This is a genomic window from Pseudomonas argentinensis, from assembly GCF_001839655.2.
Lineage (GTDB): Bacteria > Pseudomonadota > Gammaproteobacteria > Pseudomonadales > Pseudomonadaceae > Aquipseudomonas > Aquipseudomonas argentinensis_B.
Genome location: NZ_CP056087.1, coordinates 2,157,786 through 2,173,229, shown reverse-complemented (window position 1 = coordinate 2,173,229; position 15,444 = coordinate 2,157,786). Strand labels below are relative to the sequence as shown.

The following is a 15,444-nucleotide window of genomic DNA, read 5'->3' as shown; positions in this document are numbered from 1 at the left end:
GGGTCACTCCTCACTCGTGGGGTGCGCTGGGATAATCAGCGGCAGAATCAACAAGGCGCAGGTACCGCGCCCCGGCCGTGAACGCAGCTGCAGTTCGCCCTGATGCGCGCGGGCGACTGCCTTGACCACCGCCAGGCCGAGGCCGGTGCCGGTGGTCTTGGTGGTGAAGAACGGCTCGCCCAGGCGCGCCAGCGTCAGTGCATCGATACCCGGACCGTCATCACTGATGCACAGCCGCAATGTGGAGCCGCGGCGGTAGGCATGCACCTTGAGGCGCACACCCTGCCCCGCCGCCTGGATCGAGTTCTCGACCAGGTTCAGCAGAGCACCCACCAGCGTATCGCGATTGCATAGCAGCTCGCCACCCCGGGCATCGCACTGCCAGCGAACGTTGATGCCCTGCACCACCGACTCGCCGGCCTGCCTGAGCGCCTCGAACAGCTGAGCGGGATCGAGTCGGTCCGCGAGTGGCAGCTCGCCACGTGCGAATACCAGCATGTCGCGCACCTGGTGCTCGAGCTCATGCAGCCGTTCTTTCAAGCGTCCGGCAAAGCGCTGCTGCTGCTCGGCCGGCAGTACCTGCTCGGTCAGGTGACTGGCATACAAGAGCGCCGCCGACAGCGGCGTACGCACCTGATGAGCCAGGGAAGCGACCATGCGCCCCATGGCGCTCAGCCGCTCGTGTCGCGACAGCTGATCCTGCAAGCGCCGGGTTTCCGTCAGATCGGTCAGCAATACCAATTGACCCGGCTCGCCTTGCAGCGAGCGGGTGGAAATCGACAGCCGCCGACCATCGGCCAGGGAAATCTCATGGCCGTCATCGCGACGGGGGGCAAAGCGCTGCGCGATCACCTCACGCCACAGGCAGCCGAGTAACGACTCACCCAGCATGTCCCGCGCCACGGGGTTGGCCTCCCGCACGGCGCCATGACCATCGATGACGACGACACCGCCCGGGAGCAGATCCAGAAGACTTTGCAGGCGATGAGCCAGCCGCTCCTTTTCGTTCAGTTCCTGCACGCGCTGCTCGCTGACCTGGGCCAGTTGCCCAGTCAGTTCATTGACGCGACTTTCCAGAAGACTGTAGGAGCTACCCAGGCGGCTCGACATCTGCTCGAACAAGGCCAGCGACTGCTCCAGATCCCCCCGCTGCGCCGGTAACGGCGAGGAGGTATCCAGCGGGGCGTGACGTTGCGGGCTTGGCTTCATTGCACTCTCTCGCAGGGCGAGCCGTCAGAAGGCGGTCATTTACCAAGGAGATAGCAATACTCATGCCTGAAAATAAAAACCTTTCTTTTCAGGCACATAAGAGTTTGATAGGTGACGAGTCGTCAATCTGCTGACTGAGAGCGGTAGGCTCGGAAAGATCAGGCGGGCCGCCGCCCATCCTATGACGCCCAGGCCAAGCGACTCAGTCGTCGCCAGCCTCATCTTCGCGCCGGCTCATGCCGTACTTGCGCATCTTCTCGACCAGCGTGGTACGACGAATGCGCAGTCGCTCGGCAGCCCGAGCCACGATGCCGCCAGCGTCATCCAGCGCCTGCTGGATAAGCCCCTGCTCCAGATTGCCGAGGTAGTCCTTGAGATCCAGACCCTCGGCCGGCAGCATCGCCGGCGACAGCACCGACGGCGACGGCGAGGTCAGCACCGCACGCTCGTCCAGCTCGTCGCGCAGGCTGGCAGCAAGCTGCTCGTCCTCGTCGTCGACGTGGCGGAATTTCTTTGGCAACTCGCCCACGCCGATCACGCCGTAGGGGTGCATGATCGCCATGCGCTCGACCAGGTTGGCCAGCTCGCGAACGTTGCCCGCCCAGTCATGGCGACAGAGCGACATGATGGCCGCCGAGTTGAAGCGGATCGAGCCGCGCTTCTCGTGCTCCATGCGCGAGATCAACTCGTTCATCAGCAGCGGGATGTCTTCGATGCGCTCACGCAGCGGCGCCATTTCGATGGGGAATACGTTCAGGCGATAGTACAGATCCTCACGGAAGCTGCCGCTCTCGATCATGCTTTCAAGGTTCTTGTGGGTCGCCGCAATGATACGCACATCGGCGTTCTGGGTCTTGTTGCTACCCACGCGCTCGAAGGTACGCTCCTGCAGAACCCGCAGCAGCTTGACCTGCATGGGCAGCGGCATATCGCCAATTTCGTCGAGAAACAGCGTGCCGCCGTTGGCCAACTCGAAGCGCCCGGCACGACTGGTGATGGCGCCCGTAAAGGCGCCCTTCTCATGGCCGAACAGTTCGCTCTCCAGCAATTCGGCCGGAATGGCGCCGCAGTTGACCGGCACGAACGGCGCTTCACGGCGCTTGGAGTGATAGTGCAGGTTGCGCGCTACCACCTCCTTGCCGGTACCCGACTCACCCAGAATCAGCACGCTGGCTTCGGTGTCCGCCACCTGCTGCATCATCTGCCTGACCTGCTGGATGGCGCGACTGGTACCTACCAGGCTGCGGAACAGGTTGGGTTCACGCTGTCGGCCACGCTCGCGGGCCTGGTCATACATCTCGCGATAAACCTGGGCGCGATGCAGGGAATCGAGGAGCTTGTTGTAGCTCGGAGGCATTTCCAGGGTTGCCAGCACACGACGGCGAAACTCTTCCGGCCAATCCGTGGTGGCGTGCTCGTGGAGCATCAGAACCGGCAGATACTCGTCCCAGGCGGCGAATTCCTTGAGCAGATCCAGCGCGCCGCCCTTGAGCTGTACCTCGCCGAGCAGGACACCCAGAATGCTTCTGCTGGAGTCGATCTGCTCGACCACCTTGTTCCAGTCGCCGCTGCCACAAGCGAGATGATCTTCCCCGAGAAAATCGAGGATCACCGACAGGTCACGGCGACGTTCAAGGTTGTCGTCGATTAGCAGAAGCTTGGTTTCACGCCACATAATTGCTCGGCCCAAAAAGAAAAAGCCGCCGACCACCAGTGCGCCGGCATATAGCCAGCAGTAAAGTAAATTATTGGCGCTTAGTCAATTTTATGGCGGGATTATTTACAAGGCGCTGATCAGGCCCATCTGGAGCAGGCTCTCGAGAATTCGAGACGCACGGGAAAAGCGCAAACACTATCGATGATAAGAACTGGCGCAGCGGAGTCAGATGGACAGATCACTCAGCCAAAAAGCTGATAGACCTTGGCACCCTGCTGCGACTGATTGAATTGCACCAGTTCGTTGGCCAACCGTTGCCGCTCAGCCTGGCAGGCACTGACCAGATCCTTGTAGAGATCCAGGAGCTCTTGCATGCGCGCACGCAGCGCACCGTCCTCATCGGCGGCATCCACCATCGCCTCTTCGACAGCCTGCCGGCACTGCAGATCCAGCTCGCCAATGGCCGCCCAGTCCTGGGTGGACAATGCTTGGCGCATGGCCGTACCCGTATTCTGGAGACGCTGAACAGATGTATTCATGGAAAAGCTCCTTTCAGCACGCCAATCACTAAGCGATGGCATCCCAGCCGGTCTTCACGTTGCGCAGCAAGTCTGCAACTTCATCGAGTGGTTCGACGCTGTTTTTAAGGTTTGCTTCGAGCAAGCGACGGTTCATGTAGTCATACAGATTATCGAGATTATGGGCCAACTCACCGCCCTGCTCAAAGTTCAGGCCTTCACGCAGCCCGCCGATGATACCAATGGCCTTGCCGATCAACTCACCCTTGAGCGCAAACTGACCACGCTCCATGGCACCACGCGCCTGTGCCAGACGAGTCAGGCCACCTTCCATCAGCATCTGAATCAGACGGTGCGGGCTGGCATCTACAGCCTGAGCCTGAGTGTTGACGTTTTGGTACTGACGCATAGCGGCCATGGCATTCATGTAGATGTACTCCAGTGTACAGCGGGAATACTCAATGTATCGGCATGCTCGGCCTGAGCTTTAGCAGTGATTCAAGCTTTATCGTCTCATCCTGCCGCGCACTAGCTAGGATCGCAATCGCGTGCTGGCAATCAGCGGTGCTGTAAATGAGCATGATTGCATGCGTATTCATGCAGCTCACCGCTGCAGCACCCTAACCTGGCGCAGAGCTGCGGGACCGTCCCAGCGTAAAGCACGCATCCGCGTGTGACCGCAGATCACGGTACGCCGAGGTCGGGTTGCAGCCTGAAAGCGGTCCACCAGCCCGCCGTGATTTCGATCGGCACGCCCAAGCGGCGGCATGGAACGGTCATTTACTGAGCCATATGACAGCTGAGGCCGCTGCGCTTGATAAGCGCCTAATTAGCCGCTACGTACGTGTCAGGAGCGCACTACACCCGGCAGGCTGGATAACGCCGAAGCCAGCGAATTGCTGGTAGAGCTCATCTGCCCTAGTAGCCCGTCCATAGCATTGAACTGGGCCAACAAGCGAGCTTGCAACTTGTCCATGCGCATGGTGAGTGCGTCGCTCTGCTTATCGATCGATTTGATCGTACCGTTCAAACCGCTGACACGCGATTCAAGGATGCCACCGGTCTGGGTGTAGATTTCAAGCTTGCTGCTAAGGCGGCTCATCAGACCTTCATCGCCAGTGAAAAAGCCGGCAACAGCTTCGTAGTTCTCGTCCAGAGTCTTGGTCAGTTTGGCGTCGTCGATGACGAGCTTGCCATCCTTGCCCGTGGTGATCCCCATATCGGCAAGGATACGCACACCACTATCCGCTCCCGGCTGCGGGTTGCCGAGTTCGGTACGCATGGTGCCGAGCAACTGACGAACCCCGGCATCCCCAACGAGCGCAGCGGCAATGGGGGCTCCATCCTCACCGACCTTGGTGACCTGGGTGAGCGAACTGGTTGTCGTCATCAGGCTGTTATATGCCTCGACGAACTTCTTGACGTTGCCTTTGACTCCAGCTTTATCCTCGGCGACCGTCAGCATAACGGGCTTGCTGGTCGAAACCGTCTCGCCATTGACAGTCGAGTTGCTGGTCGTCGGCGCCGTCAGGGTCAGGGTGACGCCTTCGATGGCGTCGCTCACAGTGTTGCTGGCACTCTGAATGCTCAAGCCGTTGATGCTCAACTGCGCGTTAGAGGCCTTGGAAATGTACTGCACGCCATCCGGCGGATTGTTACTCGCGCCCTGCACCGGTATCTCTAGCTTGGCAAGATCGCCACTGGCAGAAAGTGTGATGTCGTTGCCATCACCCGTCTTGTTGGAGGTGAGCATCAATCGCGCTTTGCCATCGCTCGGGTTGGTCACGACGGTAGCCGATATGCCTTGGTTTTTGAGCTGCGTATTGATCGCGGTGCTCACCTCTGAGAGGGATAAATCTTTTCCCGTCGGTAGCGTAACTGTCTTCAGCGCATCATCGCCGAGACTGATTGTCAAGCTGCCACCGGCAGCGAACTTTGCATCCTTCTCGACTGCAGCACTCGCCACGGTGCTGGCTGTAGCGAGACGCGTGACGTCGACCTTGTAGGTACCAGGTGTCGCTGTAGCACCAGCCTTTGCTGAAACCTGAGTGGTGTCCGACGAAGTTACCGTGCGCGCCTGGAACAACTTGGCGCTGTTCAGGTCCTTCATCACGCTCTGCAAATTGGAGATGCCCGACTTCAAGGATCCCAGGCCAGAAATCTGCGCCATGGTCTTCGTTTGCAGCTTGGAAAGCTGCTGAGCCTTGGGCGCCCTTTCAGAGTCAACCATGGCTTTGACGATCCCTTTGATGTCTAGCCCTGAGTTGAAACCATTGATTGTCGTGACAGCCATGACAAACCCTCGTCAGTTCATTGACGGCAAAGCCGCTTACACGCGATTCAATGCAGCATACGCGCCAGAATCCTCAAGCCTCAGCCTTGAATAACAGGCTGCGCGCTTCATCAAGCCGCTGCGCTAGCCTCAATGCTTCTTCCGAAGGCATCTGACGAATGACCTCGCCGGTCTTCGAGTCAGTTACTTTGACCACCACCTTACCGCTCTCATCGTCCATTGAGAACTTGAGATCGCGGCGAATGCTCTGCGTGAAGGACTCGACACTCGCGACCGCCTGCTGCAACTCCTCCTTCGACGGATCGCGCATATCTTCGACAGGAAACTGCGCCACTGCAGGTGCAGATTGCTGCACAACCAGAGCTGCGACATTTTTATTCGACAGGCGATCGACAGGGATGACTCCTTGGCTACTGATCGACTTAATGTCCATGATGCTGACCTCTCAACGAAGAACGGGGCGAAGCGCGAACGCTCCCCCCCGAATTTTCCCTGACCTTCGTACCGGTTAGCGCAGAAGGCTGAGAACCGACTGTGGCAACTGGTTAGCCTGGGCCAGAATCGCGGTACCAGCCTGTTGCAACACCTGGTTCTTGGTCATGTTGGCCGTTTCTGCGGCGAAGTCAGTGTCCTGGATACGACCCCGGGCTGCCGAAACGTTTTCACCGATGTTCTGCAGGTTGGCGATGGTGTTGTCGAAGCGGTTCTGGATGGCACCCAGATCAGCGCGCTGGGAGTCGATCATTTTCAGCGCATCATCGATGACCAGTACCGCAGCCTGTGCACCACTGGCCGAGCTGATGTCGATGTCGGACACGCGGCTGTCGCCGGAAGCCGATGCCGAGAACGCGGTGACCGCAGTAGCGCCGGACGCAGCACCCGCGAAGGAGATCGAGGTGATGCTGCCGGTGGCAACGCCGGAAGCATTTTCGCCAGCCCGGGCGATGTAGCTAATCTTGTCACCATCGACGAAGGCACCCACGCCGATGTTGGCATCGTTGACCGCCGCAGCGATCTTGGAAGCTGCCTGCTCGGCCGTTTCATTGCCCTTGAAGTTGACCGTGATTTTGGTCTCGCCACTGGCAGCGCCGTTGACGGCTGCAGTGTTGATGGTAATGCTGCCGGTGCTCGCGGCGGTGCCGGTTGCAAAGGTGGTCGCACCACCGCTGGCGGTGTAGTAAGAGCCTTTCAGCGACTCGGCACTCATCTCGTCGATGCCGACGCTGATGATTTCGTTCGCAGCCGAACCCACTTGGAAGCTCGCGGTACCGAAAGAGCCGTCCAGCAGCTTACGACCACCAAAGGTGGTGGTGTTGCTGATACGGTCCAGTTCTTTCTTGAGCTGACCGACTTCGCTATTGAGCGCGTCGCGTTCCGAAGTGCTGTTGGAGCCGTTGGCCGACTGCAGGGACAGATCACGCATACGCTGCAGGATGTTGGTGGACTGCTGCAGCGCACCTTCAGCGGTCTGGGCCAACGAGATGCCGTCGTTGGCGTTCTTGGTGGCGACGCTCAGGCCGTTGACCTGGCTGGTCAGACGGTTGGAGATCTGCAGACCGGCGGCATCATCCTTGGCGCTGTTGATACGGCTACCGGTGGACAGACGCTGCAGGGAGGTGCTCAGCGAGTTGGAAGAGGTGTTCAGGTTGCGCTGAGTGTTCAGCGACGCCACGTTGGTGTTGACAGTAAGAGCCATGATGCTGTCCTCCACAGGACTGTGATGCTTGCCTAAGCCTGCGACCTCGGGTGAGGCATTGCCCAGGCACCCATTTAGTTCGCGTTCGAATTAGTTATCGTCACCTTGACGAGAAGCTTTAGGGTCTGAAACAGCTTTTTCTTACCCTGTCTTACTTGGCGATAACTCTTCGGTGCACCATGCCCACTAAAAGCGTCGAAGCAGCGGCGCAACCGTCGTGAAGGTTATCGCCGCCCAACGCAAAAACTTGAGCGGCAGCAATTGGTCGGGAATCGATGGCCGGGAAGCAGCTGACACGCTTGCCGGCCGGTCAAGCTGGAGCGCCGTGATCAGTCCGGCAACCAGGCACGGGCCCAAGCGTCCAGGTTTTCACCTTGCAGCATCCAGTCACTCAGTACGATCTTCTGCAGCTCGTCGCCCATGCGGGCCGTCGCGTCCAGATCGGCCAGATGCATGCGGATAGCGTCCACCCAATCCTTGTAGCGGTTCTTCACGCGGGTGACTGGGAAGGCATCGTCCTGATAGCAACGAATGTCACTGCACACCACCGGGAATCCACAGGCGCCGTACTCAAGGAGTCGCAGGTTGCTCTTGCATTCGTTGAACAGGTTCTGCTCGACCGGCGCGATGGCCAGATCCAGGTTGAGTTTTGCCAGCGCAGCCGGATAACTCTCGATGTGCACGCCCGGGTGAAACTCGTGGATATAGGGCTTGAGGTTTTCCGGGCACATGCCGAAGAACACCCAATCCACTTCCTTGGCCAACTCCCGAACCACATCGCCGATCATCTCGAGATCGCCGGTGTGGCTGATGCCGCCGGCCCAGCCGACCCGAGGCCGGGCTGAAACACGTCGCGCGCTTTCCAGCCCCTGCCACCACTGGGTGGGCAGGCGATTTTTGACGACCCGGATGTCGTCGTGAAGCCCGGAGAAGGCTTCGCCCAGCGCATCGGTGGACACCACGAAGCGATCAACGAAGCCGAGTCCGCGACGCAAGGTCTTTAGGATATCCTTGGGCATGTGGCTTCTATGGATGTTCTTGACCGGTAAGTTGGGCAAGTAGTCGTCCAGCTCATAGACCTTGAACGCCCGGGAAAACGCCTTCATCCGCTGCATGGCCTGGATTCGATCCTCGCCAACTTGACGCTGCAGCACAATGGAATCGGGATCATAACGTTCTAGGTCAGGCGTATGCATCAGCCCACGCGAAAGCGTGCCGTCGACCAACCCTTGAAGCTTCATGGCGATAAAGGGCTGAACCATCCGATAGTGGCCGCAGCCCTGCATGTCGGCCTGGTGAACGAGCAACGTGGGGAGCGGGCGCCAGGACTGAAGCGGTCGCCAGCTGATGGCGTTGTCGGTCAACTTGAAACCGCCACGTTGAACCAGTGATAGATTGGCGTTGTAAGCAGGGTCACGGGCGAGCAACGGCAGCCAACGCTCGTACATGATGGCCTGCTCTGCGACAAAACGTTTGCGCTTGGCTTCCTGCTTATGTGGATCGATCGCCTTTTGGCTCACATTACCTTCGTGCAGTACCAATGCATGGGGTGTCCACACGTTCAGGTAACCAGCTTGGCCAACCTTGAGGCACAGATCGACATCGTTGTAAGAGACCTTGAAGGCCTCCTCGTCCATGCCGCCGACCTCTAGATACAAGGACCGGCGAATCATCAGGCAGGCGGCGGTCACCGCACTGTAGTTCTGATCCACCTGCAGGCGACGCATGTGGCCCGGTGCATCAATGGCTTCGCCGATGAACGGGTGATCCGCCGGCCCATTGAGGCCCAGCACCACACCGGCATGCTGGATGCGCCCATCTGGGTACAGCAGCTTGGCACCAACGATGCCCACTTCGGGGCGCTGCGCGTGGTTGAGCATCTCATCCAACCAGTCTTCGCGAATGATCGCCGTATCGTTGTTGAGCAGTACCAGGTACTCACCCCGTGCCTCACGTGCTGCGAAATTATTCATGGCCGAGAAGTTGAAAGGCTGCGGGTAGCGCAACACGCGGATCTTCTCCTCTTGAAGCGCCTCGATACCGGCCAGCCAGGCTTGCGCCTCGGGTGTTTCACTGGCGTTATCGATGATCAGGAGCTCATAGTGGGTATAGCGGGTCTGTTCGAGCAAGGTTTCCACACAGCGCTGAACCATTGCCAACTGATCCTTCGTCGGAATCAGGATCGACACCAGTGGCTGATCGGCATGGCCGTATCGTATGCGGTAGGTGCCTGGTGCGCTGGCGACCAATTGCGCATTGGTGTAGCCACGACGGTTCAAGTGCGCGAGCAGCGCAGCCTGCTCGTCAGTGATTTCCACGGGAACATGTGCATCGGTGACCAGCAAGGGCTCGTCGACGTGGCCCAGCCCCGCTATGCCTCCGGCCTCCACGAGTCGCGTCAGCAATTCGAACTCCATCGCACGCGGATAGTGCGGATCCAGCCCGCCGCTTTGGATGAAGACGTCACGGCGATACAACCAGTTTCGCGCCATTACCGAAGGCAGGCTCAACAGCAGGTCCAGGTTAAAACTCGGCCGGAAGGCTGCGCCCAGGGTGCCATCGGGCATACGTTGCAATTCGTCGCAGTAAAGCGCGCGACAGTCGCCCGCATTCAACAGCTCTAGCGCCACTATGGTCAGCCCGCTGGCCGTGAACTCGTCACCGGCGTTGACCAGCATCAGCCAATCCACATCCAGGTCTGTTGCTAGCGCATTGACCTTGCCCGCCAATTCGTCAGGGCGCGTCTGGATCATACAAACTGCTATCCGACCATCATCGGAGGGCTCAGCTTGGGTAGTCACCACGACTACCGTGCTTGGCTGGTAGAGGTGATGATCCTGGTTCAGGCTGCGCAACGTTTTCGCCAACGCCTGGGCATCGCCCTCCGGATCCATCACCACAACCGCCATTCGTGGACCGCCGTTGTGCTTCGCCAGGCGCTCTCGAATCAGTCGCCGCTCGATTACACCGGGCTGCCGACCCGCCAGCCATTGCCTGATGGTATCCACCGGTGGCGATGCAGCAGAGACCCGCTTGACCGGGGCATCTACGAAGCCCAGCGCCAGCGAAAGCGGACCGGCCAGGCCAGCAAGCCCCGCAAAATGCGCGCTACTATGGACTTCCAGCATCACGCCGCCGCCATCTTCTGGGCGGAACGGAATCACCAGTCGTTGCGCCTGGTAATCCCTAAACGTCAGCTCGCGATGAGCAATGCCATTGATGCGCAGCTCGGCTTTGAAGGGGAATCGATCATATTCGACACCGTGCACCGCCGAAACGTCGATCTGCAGTGAGCCATCGCGCTCAGGCCAACCGTCGACGGCACACACCAACTGTAGGCGGGCGCGCGGTGCCAGCAGATAATGGTTGCGCCCAACCACTCGCACAACACTATCGTCGAGGACAGTATCAATACGTTGGGCTGGCCATGGGGTGCTATTACCCTGTACGCAGAGTGTCTGCCACCAGGCACTGAAGACCTGGTCGGTTGCACACTCAGGCAGATCGGCAAAAGCACGCCGTAACACGTATCCTGGCAAAAGTGTCCATAGCTGCGTGCCTTGAAGCGTTTCTATAGCCCAGCGCTGGCGCTGAATTATCCAGTCTTCCGGCTCACTCGACAGCGCGAGCGGAGCACTTTGCACTGGCCGTCGTGTCAAGACCTGGGCTGCAGCCTCGCCGCGGGCAAGCTTGGCCAGTCCCTGACTGATACGATGCCCGCTGCCGGGACGATAAGGAACCTTGCCGTCAACGAGCATCAAGGCCTGGATCTGAGCCTGTCGGCTCTCAAGCCAGTCCAGCATCGTTTGGGCGCTCTCGAACTGCGGCACTCCCGCAAGCTGCTTTTGCGCAGTCTGCCCGCCCAAGACCGCGACCTGACCGAATGCCATTGAGCGCTCGAACGCATCCAGCATGTCAGGATCGAGTTGAGCATCGCGCACATCAATTACCACGTGCGGTCTCGGCACACGAGCAATCGCATCGGCTACCCGCTCGACCGAGCGGCCATCCTGAAAGCGCCCGTATAGCTCACTCACCCGGCGCGCCTGACTGTCGCGGCAATACCGTGCATGGTTGGCATATGCGTTACGCAGCAGCTCGAGGAAGCCTTCATCCTCGCTGAATTCCATCCCGATATCACGCCAGGCATTGCCGGGCGCGTCGGGGTTGTATTCCCAATGTCCCACCCGAGCTTCGCTCGAATATAGAAGAATCGGGCGGTCCAGCGCCATGAACTCGAACAGCAACGAGGAGCGGTCGGCAACGAGGATGTCAGCCTCGGCGAAACTTTCGGCGATACTGGCCTCGGGGTCGTCGACCAGCTCCACCAGCGGATCGGCCGCGACCTGCGCGCGCCAAGCCTCCATCAGGCCACGGAACAGCGCCTTGTCGACGACGAAACTATGCTCATGCGAAACGATGGCAGGGTGCGGCTTAATAATGATGCGAGAAGCGGGATAGACTTCGCGGATCAAGCCTACCAATCGCTCTCCAAAAAAAGCCGCAGCACTAATTTCGGGGTTGTAAGTCGGTGCGAACACGATAGTCGGCGCCTGCTCGTTCACCGGTCGAGGCGGCAGACGGAAGACTTCGTCGACCCAGGCGTTGCCGGTCAGCAGAAAGCCCGATCGCGGCTGCACGTTTGAACGCAGCGTGTCCTCAATATCCCACGGACTGCCGCACAGGTAGTCGGCGTGGTTGTATTGCGGCTCGGCGAACCCATAACGCGTAACTGAACCGTGGCGCATGCCGATCAGCAGGACTTGATGGGCATCGCAGTAGTCACGCCAGAACTCGACAGACCAGCCGTCTGCCACGACGATAACCTGCGGTCGCCATGCCATCACTTCGGAGATGGACAGGCTCAGCAGGCTGTTTTCAAAACAGGCCGACAGGGGGCGCAAGGAGCGGAAATGAAAAGGCATACTGCCAAAGCAGGCAACCCTCAGATCCTTGATGGGCAAAACGGCCGGCGTTTCAGCCAGCAGTGGCCGGAATAGATAGAGCACGCTGGTCTGATTGCAATTATCCATGGTTAAAAGCGGATAATTGGCAATCTCGTACAACCCCATTGAACGAATCATTGCCAAATAACGACTTTCGGGGCGGTATTTTGCTTCGTCCTGTTCATTGAGCAGTTGACGTGCTTCCTGCCCCTCGAGCAACACTGAATCCTTGAGGATCAACAGTCCGCCCGGCTTGAGCAGTGAAATAGCCTTGAGTAGCACGCGAGCAGCGGCCAGGTCATCATTGATGCGGGTCAGAACGCCCATTAGGCTTACGGCATCGAAGCGCTCTTCTGAACTGAAGTCGAAGACGTTGCCTGCCTCAAATTCAATATTCTCCAAGCCTTCGGCGCACGCATGCGCTCGGGCCTGTTCGATGAGTTCAGCTCCCAGATCCATGGCCGATACACGAGCGACCTTGCTAGCAAAAAGCCGGCTGAACCTGCCGTCCGCACAACCGATATCCAGCAAATGGTCCTTTTCACCAAGCAGTGGCAAAACGTGTTCGATCAGATGTTGCTCCTGCCGCTGATAAAGGGCTGCCGGCCCGATCTGACCACGATCAGTGTTGCTCCAAAATTTATCAGCCACTGCCCCCTGATCTTGATTACTCATTTTCACCCCACTGGTCGGCCAGTACATTACGCGCCATGTCTAGATCTGCAGTCGTGTCGATATCGAATGCTTTTATCGTGAATGCGGGCAAAGGCGTATAGGCCGCTATCGCCTCATAGACATAAATCGGTTTGTCTATTACCAGCTCCGGTCGAATGATGGCGATCCCGGTCCATTCCAGATCCGAGACCGGCTCACGCGTGAAGCCAGTTACCTGCTCGCCCGACGTATCCAGCAAAACGCGCACACCGTCGCTGGTGAGATAAGGTGACACGCCTACCAGTTGTTCATGCCGCTCACCGGCATCGAGAAAATGCTGGAAGCTGCGGTCTTCAAGAATGGTATCGGCATCAAGAATCAGCATCCGCTCGTTCAGATGACGAGAAACGCGGTGGATACTCTGCAGCGTATTTGTCCGGGCATAGTCGGGATTGCGAACGATGATGACGTCGGGACGTAGCGAAACGGCATGTTCGATCACATCTTCCTCGCGAAAGCCTACTACCAGCCAGACGGATTCGGCCCACTGTAGGCGCTGCAGATGCCACTCCAGCAACGTGCGACCGGCAACTTCGACGAGGCATTTCGGCTTATTAAGTCCCAGCCGCGAGCCAATCCCAGCGGCGCTGATTACAACGTGTCTAATAGACGACATAAGGCTTTTCCGTCATGCAGGAGGAAGTCACTGAGCTTGAGCAGTGTCTTGTTGGGCGTATGCACACCGCCGTATGCGATGCGCCAGTCGGCCGCTTCGAACATGGGCACGTCGTTCATGCCCTCCCCTACGGCGACGATACGGTCGAATTGCCCACGCAACGCGCTTATGGCGTCGCCTTTATGCAGAATATGCTCCACCCCCTCCAGGCCGCCTTGGGCGTCAAACCGGGCGCGAGAGGTGAAGCTCTGGATTCCCAACTTGTCAAGAATCGGCTTTACCCAAAGATCGAGGCTTCCGGTGACCACGAAAGACTGCTCACGATGACGTCCGAGGAACTCCATGATATTGGGATCGAACTCAACCTGCTCCTCAAGCACGGCGTGAATCCAGTCCAGACGTGCATCTCGCAGCAGGCGAACCCGGAGCTTGAAAGATTTATCGAACGGTAGCAGGCCATCGATGGTGGCCTGAGTAAGGACGCTGATCTCGTCTTCCAACCCGACAGACGAAGCAATGAGCGGTAGTAACTCCTGGCGGGTCAGCGTGCCGTCGAGGTCGAAGCAATAAGCCGTGGTCATTGGCTGCCTCCCGCACGACGCAGGATGAAAAAATACTGCCGGGTCTCGGCGCGCTTCTCGAGGCTGTCGGCGAACAGAACGTCCTCCTGCTCTATAGCTACCTCAGTCCCCTTTAGCGCTTCTGCCATAAGGCCGTGGAGCTCCTCGACCGTGCGATATATCGCCGAATATTCCTCGGCCAGTTCGGAAGAATAAAAGCGATCCAGCGTAAAGCGTTCTTCGATGCCCACCGGCTCACGGAGATAGATGGCGCCGCCGGGCGCGCATAGGAGTGCCGCATCGCGCAGCACCTTGGCGCAATCTGCATCGTTCAGATAGATCAATAGGCCCGAAATCAGCAACAAATCGAATGGCGCGGGCAGTTGCAAATCATTGGGTTGCAGGCTAGTGGCGGACATTATCTGAAACGCTAATTGTCCGAGGTCACGACTGGCCGCTTCTCGTTGCGCCTGCTCGATAAGACTAGCGGAGAAGTCGACGCCCAAATAACGCAACTCCGGGTAGTGCTCGGCCAAAAACCAGCCCCAGCGGCCCACGCCACAGCCGATATCAAAAACCTTGCCGATGTCTGTAAGTGCGAGAACCGATGACACTCGCTGCTTCTCTGCCAGGTCGCGAGCTGCGACCAATTCGGGCTGCTCATCCTGATACATGGTTGCACTCAGAAGATTGGCATACTGGCGCTGCCCGCGAGATTCAAAAAAAGCTTGAGTACTCTCGTAGTCGATCGCAACCGGACGCCCTTTGATACGTCGTACATCCATCAATATAGCCCTCGCGTTCCACTGAACTACGCTTTTGTGAGGTATTACCCGATTCACAGATTTCTTGGCGGCGCCCATTAGCTCGACATGAAGCTGTCAGCCCCAAAGTACCGCTAAACAAGTAATGCTGGCTCGCTAGACACCCTTACCCCTTGCCAGGTCCGCTCAAACAGACCACCTATCACACGAGGGCAAGGTGATCGTCCTCGTCAAATGGCCGGCACTCAGCCCTTTGGGAACTTCAAATAGCAAGAACCCGGCCAATATGACTACCTGAGAGAAAAGCTCGGGTGCGTAAAACAGGAGTGTAGCCCGCATGGGTCGGCCATGCAGTGTCGCAGCTGACCGCGGGATAGCAGCGGAAAATGACAGGCATCGTCACTGAACACTCGCGATCGGGAGACCATGACATCGAAGAGAGCAGCGCCAACGCAGCTCGCATCGTCAGTA

The 15,444-nt window shown here is 58.6% G+C and carries 11 protein-coding genes; all 11 read right to left on the bottom strand.

Annotated features, from left to right (window positions below):
- Positions 1-3: 3 nt before the first annotated feature.
- Positions 4-1,209 carry a sensor histidine kinase gene (locus tag SA190iCDA_RS09650; RefSeq protein WP_070886730.1) on the bottom strand — a complete coding sequence of 402 codons (1,206 nt, stop codon included), beginning with the start codon at positions 1,207-1,209 and terminating at the stop codon, positions 4-6.
- Between the two features lie 202 nt (positions 1,210-1,411).
- Positions 1,412-2,884 carry a sigma-54 dependent transcriptional regulator gene (locus SA190iCDA_RS09645; RefSeq protein WP_070886729.1) on the bottom strand — a complete coding sequence of 491 codons (1,473 nt, stop codon included), beginning with the start codon at positions 2,882-2,884 and terminating at the stop codon, positions 1,412-1,414.
- 224 nt (positions 2,885-3,108) lie between these two features.
- Positions 3,109-3,405 (bottom strand): flagellar protein FliT, encoded by a 297-nt coding sequence (locus tag SA190iCDA_RS09640; protein ID WP_070886728.1) that lies wholly within the window; start codon positions 3,403-3,405, stop codon positions 3,109-3,111.
- 28 nt (positions 3,406-3,433) lie between these two features.
- Positions 3,434-3,811 carry a flagellar export chaperone FliS gene (fliS, locus tag SA190iCDA_RS09635; RefSeq protein WP_070886727.1) on the bottom strand — a complete coding sequence of 126 codons (378 nt, stop codon included), beginning with the start codon at positions 3,809-3,811 and terminating at the stop codon, positions 3,434-3,436.
- 420 nt (positions 3,812-4,231) lie between these two features.
- Positions 4,232-5,677 carry a flagellar filament capping protein FliD gene (fliD, locus tag SA190iCDA_RS09630; RefSeq protein ID WP_070886726.1) on the bottom strand — a complete coding sequence of 482 codons (1,446 nt, stop codon included), beginning with the start codon at positions 5,675-5,677 and terminating at the stop codon, positions 4,232-4,234.
- Between the two features lie 73 nt (positions 5,678-5,750).
- A complete protein-coding gene (locus SA190iCDA_RS09625) occupies positions 5,751-6,110 on the bottom strand; it encodes a flagellar protein FlaG (RefSeq protein WP_070886725.1) in 360 nt (119 codons plus the stop codon).
- Positions 6,111-6,185: 75 nt separating this feature from the next.
- Positions 6,186-7,373, bottom strand: a complete 1,188-nt coding sequence (locus tag SA190iCDA_RS09620) for a flagellin (protein ID WP_070886903.1) — start codon at positions 7,371-7,373, stop codon at positions 6,186-6,188.
- Positions 7,374-7,702: 329 nt separating this feature from the next.
- Positions 7,703-12,994 carry a glycosyltransferase gene (locus SA190iCDA_RS09615; protein WP_170833961.1) on the bottom strand — a complete coding sequence of 1,764 codons (5,292 nt, stop codon included), beginning with the start codon at positions 12,992-12,994 and terminating at the stop codon, positions 7,703-7,705.
- Positions 12,987-13,649 carry an NTP transferase domain-containing protein gene (locus tag SA190iCDA_RS09610; protein ID WP_070886902.1) on the bottom strand — a complete coding sequence of 221 codons (663 nt, stop codon included), beginning with the start codon at positions 13,647-13,649 and terminating at the stop codon, positions 12,987-12,989. The genes SA190iCDA_RS09615 and SA190iCDA_RS09610 overlap by 8 nt, the downstream gene beginning before the upstream one ends.
- Positions 13,625-14,230: an HAD-IB family phosphatase gene (locus SA190iCDA_RS09605; protein WP_070886723.1), complete on the bottom strand. Its 606-nt coding sequence runs from the start codon at positions 14,228-14,230 to the stop codon at positions 13,625-13,627. Before SA190iCDA_RS09605 ends, SA190iCDA_RS09610 begins: the two co-directional genes overlap by 25 nt.
- Complete coding sequence (locus SA190iCDA_RS09600; RefSeq protein ID WP_236101147.1) at positions 14,227-14,994, bottom strand: class I SAM-dependent methyltransferase; 768 nt, start codon at positions 14,992-14,994, stop codon at positions 14,227-14,229. Before SA190iCDA_RS09600 ends, SA190iCDA_RS09605 begins: the two co-directional genes overlap by 4 nt.
- Positions 14,995-15,444: the final 450 nt, after the last annotated feature.

Coding starts and splice junctions, on each gene's coding strand:
- SA190iCDA_RS09600 (WP_236101147.1), bottom strand. CDS start 14,994: ATGGATGTACGACGTATCAAAGGGCGTCCGGTTGCGATCGACTACGAG.
- SA190iCDA_RS09605 (WP_070886723.1), bottom strand. CDS start 14,230: ATGACCACGGCTTATTGCTTCGACCTCGACGGCACGCTGACCCGCCAG.
- SA190iCDA_RS09645 (WP_070886729.1), bottom strand. CDS start 2,884: ATGTGGCGTGAAACCAAGCTTCTGCTAATCGACGACAACCTTGAACGT.
- SA190iCDA_RS09640 (WP_070886728.1), bottom strand. CDS start 3,405: ATGAATACATCTGTTCAGCGTCTCCAGAATACGGGTACGGCCATGCGC.
- fliD (WP_070886726.1), bottom strand. CDS start 5,677: ATGGCTGTCACGACAATCAATGGTTTCAACTCAGGGCTAGACATCAAA.
- SA190iCDA_RS09610 (WP_070886902.1), bottom strand. CDS start 13,649: ATGTCGTCTATTAGACACGTTGTAATCAGCGCCGCTGGGATTGGCTCG.
- SA190iCDA_RS09620 (WP_070886903.1), bottom strand. CDS start 7,373: ATGGCTCTTACTGTCAACACCAACGTGGCGTCGCTGAACACTCAGCGC.
- SA190iCDA_RS09615 (WP_170833961.1), bottom strand. CDS start 12,994: ATGAGTAATCAAGATCAGGGGGCAGTGGCTGATAAATTTTGGAGCAAC.
- fliS (WP_070886727.1), bottom strand. CDS start 3,811: ATGAATGCCATGGCCGCTATGCGTCAGTACCAAAACGTCAACACTCAG.
- SA190iCDA_RS09650 (WP_070886730.1), bottom strand. CDS start 1,209: ATGAAGCCAAGCCCGCAACGTCACGCCCCGCTGGATACCTCCTCGCCG.
- SA190iCDA_RS09625 (WP_070886725.1), bottom strand. CDS start 6,110: ATGGACATTAAGTCGATCAGTAGCCAAGGAGTCATCCCTGTCGATCGC.